We start from the raw sequence: 12,811 nt of genomic DNA on the forward strand, positions 1-12,811 counted from the left end.
AAAAGCTAGAACATAGAACCACCCCCTTGTTGCCCGAAGTGGCTGGCAAGGGGGTGGTTTGTGCAGTACAACGATGAAGGGTGACACGCAATGCAATTAACGCTTTTCTCTGATTTGAGCCTGCGTGTCATCACTTTGATGGCGATGGGGGAGCCGGGACGGAAGTACACCGCTGCTGAGGTGGCGGAGTCTCTCAATGCGTCTCGCGCGCATGTTTCCAAGGTTGTCTCGCGACTTGTGGAGCTCGGCTTCTTGGAGGCGGTCAAGGGGCGCAATGGTGGCATCTATCTGCGCGAGTCGGCTACGGAAAAATCCGTCGGCAAGCTGCTGCGCACTCTGGAAAACAACGAGGTCGTCGATTGTGTCGGCACTGACTGCCCATTACTGCCGACGTGCCTGTTGCGTGGCAAGTTAGCGGCTGCGCAGGAGGCGTTCTTCGCCGCACTGGATCCGGTGTTGATTGCTGATCTCATTCCGCCCAAATCGGCTAATGGTGTGGATGCCAATCGCCCCGAGGGAGACGGTCCGCAGGGGAGTACCCAGCTCAATATTCGTCCGGTTTAGGTGCAGAGCTGAAGGTCTGACCGCGGGTTGAAAAAGCTAAAAATGGTGCTGTCGAAGTTTTCTGGTGAAGTTTTCGACATTGCCATTTGTGCAGTTCAAGACGGGTAAAACTCAACCACAAAGAGTAGTTATGGACCCCATTGGGCAATAATACGCAAACAGAATGCGCAATATGGTGTTATTGTGAAGTCATGCCAAACCTGAATGTTAACAAGAACGGCCTGACTCCAGAGCAGGCTGAAATCGTCACTCAAACCCTGCCCGTCGTCGGTGCCAACATCGAGAAGATCACGCCGAACTTCTACAATCGGATGTTCGCTGCTCACCCAGAGCTCATTGCCGATACCTTCAACCGCGGCAACCAGAAGCAGGGTGCTCAGCAGAAGGCGCTGGCGGCATCCGTCGCTACCTTCGCAGCTACCCTGGTCGACCCAGATGCTCCCGCCCCGGAAGAACTGCTTTCCCGCATCGGCCACAAGCACATCTCCGTTGGCATCAAGCCGGAGCAGTACCCAATCGTACACAAGCACCTCTTCGATGCCATCGAGGAAATCCTCACCCCAGAGGTCTTTCAGGGGGCTGTCCGCGACGCATGGGATGCCGTCTACTTGGAGATGCAGCGCGTTCTCATCAACTTCGAGAAGGGGCTCTATGACGACCTCGGTGTCGAAGCAGGAGATGTCTTCCGCGCCGCTCATGTCGTCTCCCGTGAAGAGCGCGGTGATGACGTCGCAGTGTTCTCCGTCAAGCTTGACGACGAAACCCCCGTTTCCTACCTCCCGGGACAGTACATCTCTGTGCGTCAGACCATGCCGGACGGCGCCGGCCAGCTACGGCAATACTCTCTGGTCGGCGGCGAGGAAGGTGTTCTGACCTTCGCGGTTCGTCGTGTCGATGCCTCCGAGGACCTGCCGGCTGGCGAAGTTTCCACACAGCTGTGGGAAAAGGTGCAGCCGGGCGATGCCATCGAAATTTCTCTGCCTGCAGGTGACCTGGTGTTGGATACAAAGTCCGATGACCCGGTAGTGCTCATTTCCGCAGGTATTGGCGCCACCCCCATGATCGGCATGCTGGATGCCCTGGTGGCCGCCGACTCTAAGCGTGATGTTGTCGTCCTCCACGCGGACCGCGCCGAGAACACCGACGCACTGCGCGCAGAACGCAATAACGCAGTCTCTGCACTGGTCAATGCCCGCCAGCAGGTGTGGTACGAGCCGGATCTGATGGATTTGACCGATGTTGACCTGCCGGAGGGGGCGCAGTTCTACCTCTGCGGTGGCAATGGCTTCTTGCAGGCCGTGCGTGATCAGCTTGCCAAGCGTGGCGTCAATCGCAATAACATTCACTTCGAGCTGTTCAGCCCGAACGATTGGCTGCTCGACGCCTAACGCCACAACTGCGCCGTCGGCATAAAATCCATCGTCACAAATAAAGCCAAATGACCAGCCGCGATATATGCCCGTGGCTGGTCATTGTGCTGTTTGTAGCTTCGGTGGCTTCGTATTACTCGGCTGAGCAGGAAAGCTCCGCAACAACCTCGCCCGCAGTTTGGTTCTCGCACTGAGAAAAAGCAATACCCGCCCATAAGTTGAGATATTCAGGGTCACCGGCCTGATTCGCGGCACCACGGATTGGCGTGGTCAAGTAGTGCAGTTGCGGGTAAAGCTCCGGCGCGACCCTAGAAAACTCCCGGGTAAACGTGTTCTCGATGGCACGCGCTGGCTTGCCGGAAAAAGCATGAGTCAAAACGGTGTCACGCCCCACCAAATCACGCAGTGCCCGTCGGTGCGTCTCCTTCGTACCCGCCTCCGCGGTGGTGAGGAACCGTGTGCCAACTTGCACAGCCACCGCGCCGGCTTCCATAAGCTTGACGACGTCCTCTCGGTTACCCACCCCACCAGCGGCGATGATAGGTACATCGGTCACTGCGCATGCTTCGGTGACTGCTTGGGCAAGCTCTTCTACAGAGGCCCCAATGCTGTCGGACGAATCCTTCCCCTCCACAAATGCGCGGTGCCCACCCGCAGCTAGTCCTTGCAGGACAATGCGATCAGCGCCAGCTGCAGCCGCCGCTCGTACGCCCTCAATTGAGGTCGCATTGAGCACCACGCTGCGGCCAGATTCCTTTACCTGAGCAATGACCTCGTTATCTGGGTAGCCAAAGGTAAAGGAGACGAACTTCAGGGCATCGGGATTGGGCAGAAAGTCATCAGCGAGAATTGCCTCGACTTTCGCCGAGAAGTAGTCATCTGACCAGGTCGGAGTGTCAGGCAAGTCGATGTCGAAGTGGGCAGCAGCCGGCGCCAGACGATTACGAAAAGCGGTCCACTGAGCAAGTTCCTCCTCTGAGGTTCCGACACCGGCGTCAGCCGTGTTGGGGCAGAAGAGGTTGATGCCGAAACCTTTGCCGTCGTCAAGCAGTGTGCACGTCTGCTGTGCCTGTTCAGTGAGCTTTTCGACAGTGAGATAGCCGGCGGCAAGGGTGCCAACCCCGCCAGCATTGGAAACGGCAGCGACGAGTTCGGGCGTGGATGGGCCACCGGCCATCGGCGCCAAAATGATTGATGAGCGTCGGAGGTTTTCGAGTGTCTGCGAGGTTGTACTGCTCATAGGGGCGAGAGTAACACTAAGGCCGGATTCCCCCGCGTGGGAGAACCCGGCCGGTGCCGACGTACGGCGTTGCGCAATAGGCGCCGCGCTACCGCCTCAAGAGCTCAAGAACTACTTGTTGCTCTCCGGCGGATCCAGCGGCATACCCTGGCCAGCGCGGTAGAACGGAATGTCCTGCGGTGCCAGCGGGGTCTTGCCGGCGATGAGGTCAGCGGCCTTTTCGGCAATCATCATGGTCGGTGCGTAGATATTGCCGTTGGTGATGCCCGGCATGACCGAAGCGTCAACCACGTAGAGGCCCTCGGTGCCGTGGACCTGCATGGTCTCCGGATCGACCACGGCCATCTCGTCGGAGGCCGGGCCCATCTTGCAGGTGCAGGATGGGTGCAGTGCGGTCTCGGCATCCTTGCGGACCCACTCGAGGATTTCCTCGTCGGTCTGCACATCTGCACCCGGGGAAATCTCGCCGTCGGTGTACTCCTTCATTGCCGGAGTGTCCAGCAGCTTACGGGAGACCTTCACAGCCTCGACCCATTCACGGCGGTCCTGATCAGTGGACAGGTAGTTGAACAGGATCGACGGCTTGACCTTGATGTCCGAGGAGGTGATGTGGACATGGCCACGGGCATCCGAGTACATCGGACCAACGTGGAACTGGAAACCGTGCGGGCTATCGATCTTCGTGCCGTCGTAACGCATGGCCAGCGGCAGGAAGTGGAACATCAGGTTCGGGTAGGGCTCGTTGTCGTTGGAGCGCGCGAAACCGCCACCCTCGAAGTGCGACGTTGCCACCGGGCCCTTGTGGGTGAGCAGCCACCACAGGCCAATGAACGGCCAACGCCACTTCTCCAGGTACGGCTGTGAAGACACCGGCTGGGTGGCGTTGTACTGAATGTAGACCTCCAGGTGGTCCTGCAGGTTTTCGCCGACACCAGGCAGGTGCTTGACGACGTTCACTCCGGCGGCATTCAAGACCTTCTCATCGCCAATGCCGGAGACCTCGAGCAGCTGCGGAGAGTTGAAAGCGCCACCGCAGAGGATGACCTTGTCTGCTCGCACCTGACGTGTGCGCCCCTTCCAGGCGTACTCCACGCCGACGGCCTTGGTGCCCTCGAAGAGAATGCGGGTGGCTTCTGCGCGGGTGCGAAGCTCCAGATTTGGACGCTGCAGAGCCGGGTGCAGGTATGCGCGGGCAGCGGAGAGGCGACGGCCCTTGTCGATGTTCGCGTCGAAGGGGCCGAAGCCCTCCTGGCGGTAGCCGTTGACGTCCGGGGTGTAGTTGTAGCCGGCCTGCTGGACAGACTTGAAGAAGGCCTTGAACAGCGGAGAATCGGCCGGACCGCGCTTCATGCGCAGTGGGCCGTCGTGGCCACGGCGCGGGTCGTCCTTGTCGGAGCCGAGTGCATTTTCCATGCGCTTGAAGTAAGGCAGAACGTGGTTCCAGCCCCAGTTCTCCAGCCCCTTGGTGTCGCCCCACTTGTCGTAGTCCATGGGGTTACCGCGCTGGTAGATCTGGCCGTTGATGGAGGAGGAACCGCCGACGACCTTGCCGCGGGCGTGGTAGATACGGCGACCGTTCATCTCCGGTTCCGGCTCGGATTCGTACTTCCAGTCGTAGTACTTGTTACCGATTGGGAAGGAGAACGCCGAAGGCATGTGAATGTAGAGGTCCCAGAGGGAGTCCATGCGGCCGGCCTCGAGTACGAGCACCTGCTGAGTGTGGTCTGCGGACAGCCGGTTAGCCAGCACAGAGCCGGCAGAGCCCGCGCCAACGATGACGACGTCGCGGTGTTCGACTGTGGTGTTGCCATTCTTTTTACCGAAGTTGAAGACAGCCGGGAAAGCTCCCATGTTCTGGTGTACCTCCGTAGGTTGTTTGCCGATGTATATCGGACTGGTTTTCAAGGACTGCGATAAGCCCCGATAAGCCCCGATAAGCCCCAAGTAATATTTAAAGGCAGGCCCTATATATTGATATTGGAATAAGTGGCCGGAGGCGTATCTCAAATCCCCTTCACCTATATAGAATGCCACACAATTGGTATTCAATTCCAGTTGGAATGATTTTAAACGCCTTGAAAACTGGATAAATATGCAGGTGAAGATGTTGATGTTGGGGTGGAGAATTCTTCTGAATCGATTCTAAGACTTGAGGGATTATTCAAACTAGGTATGCTGGGTTAGTTCCCGAATCTGAAGGATTTTCCTATGTCTGATACTCCGCCAACTGAGAAGGTAACGGAGGAAAAATCTGGATCGTCGCAAGAAATGCAGCGATCGCAGTCGGTCCCTCCACAACAAGCGCAAGCGAGTGTGACCTCTGAGCCTGAGGTCAACTGGCCTGTATTTATTATTTCAGGCGTTGGTATTCTCGCCATTGCCCTGTGGGCTATTTTTGCCCCGGACAATGCAGCGGACACCCTAGCAGGCATTGTCGCCTGGGTATCGAAGAACTTCGGTTGGTTCTATATCGTGACCGCGACGGTGGCAGTGCTCTTCATGCTCTACATCGCCATCTCGCGAACGGGGCAGATTAAGCTCGGCCCCGATCACGCCAAACCTCAGTTCGGCCTGTTTTCTTGGGCCTCTATGCTCTTTGCCGCAGGTATCGGCATTGACCTGCTCTTCTTCTCGGTAGCAGAGCCGGTGGCACAGTACTATGGCCCGCCGACCGGAGATGCGGAGACCATCGAAGCCGCGCGTCAGGCAGTGGTGTTCACGCTCTTCCACTATGGTGTGACCGGTTGGGCGCTCTACGCGCTGATGGGCATGGCATTCGGCTACTTCGCTTACCGCTTGAACATGCCACTGACCATTCGCTCGGCGCTCTACCCAATCATTGGCAAGCGCATCCACGGCCCCGCTGGTGAAGCGGTCGAAATCGCAGCGATGCTCGGTACCGTTTTCGGTGTCGCAACTTCGCTGGGTATCGGCGTCGTCCAGCTGAATTACGGCTTGCGCGTGCTGTTCGGGGTGGATGAGAGTACGTCCTGGCAGATCGCTCTAATCGTCGTGGCTGTATCGGTGGCTATCGCCTCCGCGGTTTCCGGTGTTGACAAGGGGATTCGCCGTCTCTCGGAGCTCAACGTTGGCCTGGCCATCTGCTTGATGCTCTACATCCTGGTCACTGGTCGCACGGCGTTCCTGTTTGACGCCCTGGTGATGAACGTCGGCGAGTACGTCTCCAAGTTCCCATCCATGACTATGGATACCTACGCGTTCTCCGGAGCGCAGGAATGGTTGAATTCCTGGACCCTGTTCTTCTGGGCTTGGTGGGTGGCCTGGGCACCGTTCGTCGGTTTGTTCCTGGCTCGTATTTCCCGTGGCCGTAGCCTGCGCCAGTTTGTCGTCGGCACGCTGACCATTCCATTCCTCTTCGTCCTGATGTGGGTGTCGGTATTCGGTAACTCGGCGCTGGACCTGGTCATCAATGGCGATTCGGAGTTTGGCCAGACTGCACTGGATTACCCGGAGCGTGCCTTCTACCTGCTGCTGGAGCAGTACCCGGCGCCGATGATGGTGGCTGCAGTCGCATCTCTGATTGGCCTGTTGCTCTACATCACCTCGGCGGACTCGGCGGCACTGGTGATGAGTAACTTCACTTCGAAGATCACCGACACACAGCAGGACGGTAAGAAGTGGACCCGTATTTTCTGGGCTGTCGTGGTCGGTGTGCTGACCATCTCCATGCTCTATGTCGGTGGTATTCCGACGCTGCAGTCGGCAACGATTGTGATGGGTCTGCCGTTTGCCTTTGTCATCTATCTGGTGATGTATGGCCTGTTTAAGTCGCTGCGACTGGAGCTGTTGCAACAGGATTCGACACGTCGAGCCCTCCACGGGGCGATGTCGGGCCGCGCCGTGGATGGCCAACAGGGTGACTGGCGCAATCGACTTGCCCGCTCCATGTCCTTCCCGGGCAAGAAGCCAGTCATGCGCTACCTCGACCGAGTGGTGCAGCCCGCACTTGAACAGGTGGCAGATGCTATCAGGGAACGTGGCGGTGAAGTGACGCTGCACCGTGAACCAGCAGAAGAAGTCGGTATTGACCAGATTGACCTGCAGGTCGGATTCGGCGAGGAGATGAGCTTCCGCTACCAGGTCTATCCGGTTGAACACTTGACGCCGTCTTTTGCTGGCCTGGTACACCTGGACAGTGATGCTGATATTTACTACTACCGCCTCGAGGTCTTCACGCTGACCGGTTCGCTCGGCTACGACGTCTATGGCTACACCCAAGAGCAGCTGATTTCCGACGTCCTCGACCTCTACGAACGGCACTTGGAGTTTTTGCACATGCAGTCTGATCTCCCGGGCACCTCAGATCTGTCCGATAATGCCGAACCTGTCCGCGAATGGTCTGATGACTACGCCAAGGAGGATTCCTAAATGACCTTTAAGCCTTCAACTACTGATAAGGCCCTCGCACCCGAGACCGCCAAATCCCACGAAGGCGCGGCCACGCTGTTTATCGACGGCACCTGGTCCGCTGCAGCCGCTGGCAACACTCGCACTATCGAGTGCCCGGCCGATGGCTCTTTCATCGCCGAAGTTGCGGAAGCAGATGCGACCGACACCGAGCGCGCCATCGCCGCCGCCGACGCCGCCTTCCGATGTACCGGGGAAGGTTCCTGGGCATCCTGGAGCACAGCTGAGCGCAGCAAGTTGGTACTCGACATCGGTGCTGCCATCAGGCAGCGCAAGGACGAATTTGCCTGGGCAGAGGCCATGGATACCGGTAAGCGCCTGCCAGAGGCGGCAGCCGATATGGATGACATCATCGCCTGCTTTGAGTACTTCGGGAAGCTTGCAGGCAATGATGCCGGTCGTCTCGTGGATGCGGATGACCCGTCCGTCGTCGCGCGTATTGTGCGTGAGCCCGTCGGTGTCTGTGGTCTGATTACGCCGTGGAACTACCCACTGCTGCAGACCGCATGGAAGGTCGCACCGGCGCTGGCCACGGGCAATACCTTTGTGCTCAAGCCGGCGGAGCTGACTCCGCACACAGCAATTCTACTCATGCACGTCATCGATGATCTGGGTGTTCCGGCGGGCGTTGCCAACCTCATTACCGGAGCTGGTGCCGAAGCGGGCGCACCGCTGTCCTCGCATCCGAAGGTGGACATGGTCTCCTTCACTGGCGGTCTTGTCACTGGCAAGATTATTGCTGGTGAAGCGGCTAAGTCTGTGAAGAAGGTCGCGCTTGAGCTCGGCGGCAAGAACCCGAACATCATCTTCGCCGACGCCGATTACGAAGCCGCTTTGGACAATGCCCTCAATGCTGCGTTCCTGCACTCCGGTCAGGTGTGCTCGGCGGGCGCTCGCTTGATTGTGGAGGAGTCCATCGCCGAGAAGTTTGTCGACGATCTGGTCGAGCGCGCCGGACACATCCAGCTCGGCGGTCCGCTCGACGAGAAGGCCGAGACCGGTGCGCTGATTTCGAAGCAGCACTTGGATAAGGTCGCGGCATACGTCGATCGAGCTCGTGAGCAGGGCGCTCGTGTGCGCGTAGGCGGCGAGATCGCCGCAGGTACCACCGCCGATGGTTCCGCCTCGCTTGCCGACGGCTACTTCTACCTCCCAACCGTGATTGACCAGGTCACCCGCGATATGGACTGCGTCCACGACGAAGCCTTTGGCCCGGTAGTGACGGTGGAGACCTTCACCACGGTTGACGAGGCCATCGAGATTGGCAACGACACCGAATACGGCCTGGCCGGTGCGGTGTGGTCATCCAACCGCGAGGTGTCTGAGCGCGTTTCCCGCGAGCTGCGTCACGGTACCGTCTGGATCAACGACTTTGGCCCCTACCTGCCACAGGCCGAGTGGGGTGGCTTTGGTCAGTCCGGTATTGGCCGTGAGCTGGGCCCGACCGGCCTGGAGGAGTACACCGAAGCCAAGCTGGTCTACGAGAACACAGCACCGGCTGTTACCGGTTGGTTCGAGGATCGTCGTTAAATAACTCGGAACAAGCCCGAGTAAAAATACGGGAAAACGACCCATCGGCCGTTATACTCACCGATTGAAAAAATCGACTCTGCGCACAACTGCGATAAAGGTTTGCAGTTGTGCGCATTTGTTCTCTAAAGGACATCTGCCGTGAACGCTACTACCCGCTCCGACAATGCCAGTTCTAGTGCCGCCAGTGGGCCAGATACTGCCTGCGCCGATACTGCCAGCACCGCCGCGACCTTCACCCGCTTCACCCGGCGCCAGCATGTCATCGCCTGGGCTGTGCATGCCTTTACGCTGACCGGTTTGGTGTGGGCAACGCTGGCTGCGGTCGCACTGTTGGAGGGCCGCCCACATTGGATGTGGTTTTGGCTGGGCATTGCCCTCGTCGTCGATGGTGTCGACGGCAATATGGCGCGTAAGCATCACATCAAGGAAGTCGTCCCGTGGTTTAACGGCGCAGTGGTGGACAATATCGTCGACTATCTCACCCGGACCGCCATACCCGCGGCTTTCATGGTTATGTATCTGCCGCTGGGGCCACGGCCGTTGGCGATTGCCCTGATCATTTTGGTCCTGGTGTCGTCGATGTTCTGCTATGCCAACGAAGCCGCCAAGTCCGGCGACTACTACTTCGTTGGTTTCCCCGCCGCGTGGAATATCGTGGCGGTCTTGCTGTGGGTATGGAACGCGCCGATGGCGGTGTGTATCTCTGCCATTTTTATCTTCAGCGCAATGACGTTGGTGCCGCTGCACTACACGCATCCATTCCGCGTGGAACGCGGCCGGATTGCCAACATTGCCGCAACGTTCATCTGGATTGTCTCGACCGGCATGCTTATCGCAAGTGAGACGATGGCAGCGTCGTTAAGCAAGGCGTCTATCCACGGGCTTGTGGCTGTCAACGTTGCCGCCGGTGCCTGGCTGATTATTGGCGGCGTGCGGCGCTCGCTTAGCGGTCGCTAGCGGCAGTTGGTGGGTGGTTGGCGCAGGATTGCGGAGATGGCGCGGTCGCGCAGCCAGCGGACGTATTCGACGGCGCAGGCTGCGACAATTAACGCGATGACAAAGATGGTGACCCACATCGGATAATCGCGCCCATTGGCCCAGAAGTAGACGTAAGGCGAGACGAAAGTCACTAGGGTGATCAGGAGCCCCAGCATTCTTCGGCCGAATGAGCGGCCGGTGATCATCTCGACAATTCCCCAGGTGTAGGGGATAGCGGTAATGATGTCGATGCTCCACAGCACCCAGACATTGCCATGGAATCCGGGGACGAAAACCACAGGTAGCGCGCGGAGCGAAGAGTAGACCATTACCACCAGATAGGCCAACACTTTCGGGTTGTAGAGCAGGCGCCACACGGGGTTGCGCTCGATGAGTTTGGTCCCGACTTTGCGTAGTGCATGCAGATCCTTTTGCTGCATGACCAGCGTATTTGTTCCCTCCAACAGGTAAGCGAGCAGTTTTTGCTGCTCGAGACTGCCGTGTGCCCAGGCCTGCACCAGCTCGCTTGGCGAGATAGCGATGGGCACCAGTGGTTCTCCGCGCTGTTTCAGCGCAGTGGGAAGCTCGAGGGTACTGCCATCGAGCTTATCGACGGCCAGTTCCGGGCCCACCACATGAACGATGTCGCCGCCGAGGATGTTTTGTACCTTCTTCACATCACTTTCGGGCAGCGAGCTGAACCAGAGTAGCTGCCGGGAGGAAATCGCCATTCGCAAGGCGGTCCCCAGAGCTTCTGCTGCGTCATCGATGGCGTAAAAGTCCTGCGTGTTGGTGTGGGCGAGTGAACGCAAGCTGTCGATTATTGCGACATTTTTGGCATTGAGCTCGCTGAGGCGGGCCACGCCGGAAATATCGATGACCGCCTGAGGATCAAGGGCGAAAGCATGGGTAAAAGGAAGGTCGAGTATCGAGCGCATCGCAAGGAACCGCTGGTGTCGCTGGTGTCCAACCAGGGCTGAATTCTGTGCGCTCATAGTGTTTTAGCTTGCCACAACTTGCGCTTCTCACCAGCAGCTATACGGTTCGGTCTGTCTATTGGCAGGTGTTCTACCCTATGAAAACTTCATTAAGTTGGACTTTTTTCGCTGTGTAGAGTAGCTTCTAATCCACTAATAGACAGGTCTGTTCATTATGGCTTTGATGGCGGACTGGCTCATAATTTTAGGAGAAACACTCTCATGCTCATTTCAGGACTAGCGCTGGGTGCCGTGCTCGGCTTTGTTATGCAGCGAGGACGCTTCTGCGTCACCGGCTTCTTGCGCGATATCTTCACTCAGCGCAGCTGGCGCGGCTTTGTCTCCCTGCTGATTGTTATTTCCGTCCACGCCATCGGCCTGGCCGCACTGACCAGCGCCGGCGTGATTACTCCCGAATACAACGAGCTGGCACCGCTGGCCGTTATTGTCGGTGGCGTTATCTTCGGACTTGGTATCGTCCTGGCCGGTGGCTGCGCCTCGGGTACCTGGTACCGCTCCGGTGAGGGCCTGATCGGCTCCTGGATCGCACTGGTCTTTTACGCCCTATCCGCTGCTGCCATGAAGACTGGCTTCCTCAACGGCCTGCAGGATTCCCTGAAGGAACGCACCGTCGGCCTGACCAGCATTCACGCCTCTCTGGGCATTAGCATCTGGCCACTGGTCATCGCGCTGAGCGCCGTCACGGCATACTTCGCTGTCCGCTTCCTGCGCGAAGAATTCTCCGGCCCGCGCCCGGCCACTCTGGCGCCGCGCAAGTCCGGTCTCGCGCACATTCTGACTGAAAAGGCCTGGCACGTGTACGCCACCGCCGCCATCGTCGGTGTACTTGGCGTTATCGCATGGCCGCTGTCCGCCGCCACCGGCCGCAACGACGGCCTCGGCATCACGACTCCGTCCTCCAACCTCGCCAACTACGTTGTTACTGGTGACACCGAGCGTTTCGACTGGGGCGTCCTCCTCGTCCTCGGCATCCTCGTCGGCTCCTTCATCGCGGCCAAGGCCTCCGGTGAATTCCGCCTCCGCGTCCCGGACGCCACCCAGGGCGCTCGCTCCGTCGTCGGCGGCATCTTCATGGGTGTCGGCGCTGCGTGGGCCGGCGGCTGCACCGTCGGTAACGGCATGGTTCAGACCTCGCTGTTCAGCTACCAGGGTTGGCTCGCACTGGCGTCCATCGCCGCAGGTGTCGCTATCGCCGCAAAGCTCTGGCTGAAGCCGTCCGCATCTTCGCTTAACGACGTCCCGAGCACCCCTTCCACCACCAACGACACAGCGGTATCGGCAACTGCTCCGGTCACTTCGGCTGCTACTTCGCCTGTGTCCCTGCCGGGTAGCGAAGGTGCCGGTGTCGCTGGCACCGAGGCCTCCCCGCTGGCGGGTGCCTTTACTGTCGCGCCGGTAGCGTTGCTCGACCGGAGCGTCGTCAAGCAGGAAGACGGCAAGCTCAAGCCACTGGGCGATGGGCGTTACGAGCTCGACACCGTCGGCGCGGTGTGCCCCTTCCCGCTGATCGAGGCCAAGGACGCGATCAACAAGATTGAGGTCGGCGAGGAGCTGGTGATCCCATTCGACTGCACCCAGGCCACGGATGCGATTCCGCGCTGGGCTGCGAAGGATGGCCACGAGGTCACCAACTTTGAGCAGACCGGTGAAGCTGGCTGGACGATTTCCGTCCGCCGCGGGAAGTAAGGCATGGTGACGGC

Annotated in this window: 9 protein-coding genes; 6 read left to right on the top strand and 3 right to left on the bottom strand. The window is 58.9% G+C overall.

The features are described 5' to 3' along the window. Positions 1–90 precede the first annotated feature (90 nt). On the top strand, positions 91–564 hold the full coding sequence (locus HMPREF2681_RS06775) for an RrF2 family transcriptional regulator (RefSeq protein ID WP_049190987.1): 474 nt from the start codon (positions 91–93) through the stop codon (positions 562–564). Positions 565–755: 191 nt separating this feature from the next. After that, positions 756–1,952 carry a globin domain-containing protein gene (locus tag HMPREF2681_RS06780; RefSeq protein ID WP_049190990.1) on the top strand — a complete coding sequence of 399 codons (1,197 nt, stop codon included), beginning with the start codon at positions 756–758 and terminating at the stop codon, positions 1,950–1,952. A 115-nt stretch (positions 1,953–2,067) separates the two neighbouring features. On the opposite strand, the gene HMPREF2681_RS06785 is transcribed toward HMPREF2681_RS06780, so the two are convergent. Together HMPREF2681_RS06785 and betA are read right to left on the bottom strand one after the other, a co-directional pair. After that, a complete protein-coding gene (locus HMPREF2681_RS06785) occupies positions 2,068–3,174 on the bottom strand; it encodes an NAD(P)H-dependent flavin oxidoreductase (protein WP_070546523.1) in 1,107 nt (368 codons plus the stop codon). A 111-nt stretch (positions 3,175–3,285) separates the two neighbouring features. After that, complete coding sequence (gene betA, locus HMPREF2681_RS06790; protein WP_070546524.1) at positions 3,286–5,025, bottom strand: choline dehydrogenase; 1,740 nt, start codon at positions 5,023–5,025, stop codon at positions 3,286–3,288. A 357-nt stretch (positions 5,026–5,382) separates the two neighbouring features. Here betA and betT point away from each other — a divergent pair, with 357 nt between their 5' ends. The 3 genes from betT (at position 5,383) to HMPREF2681_RS06805 (ending at position 10,092) form a co-directional block, all read left to right on the top strand. Next, positions 5,383–7,563, top strand: a complete 2,181-nt coding sequence (betT, locus tag HMPREF2681_RS06795) for a choline BCCT transporter BetT (protein WP_070437253.1) — start codon at positions 5,383–5,385, stop codon at positions 7,561–7,563. Next, a complete protein-coding gene (locus HMPREF2681_RS06800; RefSeq protein ID WP_070546526.1) occupies positions 7,564–9,132 on the top strand; it encodes an aldehyde dehydrogenase family protein in 1,569 nt (522 codons plus the stop codon). It abuts the gene before it with no gap. Positions 9,133–9,273: 141 nt separating this feature from the next. Then, positions 9,274–10,092: a CDP-alcohol phosphatidyltransferase family protein gene (locus HMPREF2681_RS06805; RefSeq protein ID WP_083301602.1), complete on the top strand. Its 819-nt coding sequence runs from the start codon at positions 9,274–9,276 to the stop codon at positions 10,090–10,092. Here the strand turns inward: HMPREF2681_RS06805 and HMPREF2681_RS06810 are convergent. After that, positions 10,089–11,108 carry a hypothetical protein gene (locus HMPREF2681_RS06810; RefSeq protein ID WP_070546528.1) on the bottom strand — a complete coding sequence of 340 codons (1,020 nt, stop codon included), beginning with the start codon at positions 11,106–11,108 and terminating at the stop codon, positions 10,089–10,091. The genes HMPREF2681_RS06805 and HMPREF2681_RS06810 overlap by 4 nt on opposite strands. A gap of 204 nt (positions 11,109–11,312) precedes the next feature. Between HMPREF2681_RS06810 and HMPREF2681_RS06815 the strand changes: the two genes are divergently transcribed. Further along, entirely contained in the window at positions 11,313–12,797 is a 1,485-nt protein-coding gene (locus tag HMPREF2681_RS06815) for a YeeE/YedE thiosulfate transporter family protein (RefSeq protein ID WP_070546529.1), read from the top strand. The last annotated feature ends 14 nt before the right edge of the window (positions 12,798–12,811 follow it).

The sequence above is a fragment of the Corynebacterium sp. HMSC064H12 genome, from assembly GCF_001809925.1.
GTDB lineage: Bacteria > Actinomycetota > Actinomycetes > Mycobacteriales > Mycobacteriaceae > Corynebacterium > Corynebacterium jeikeium_D.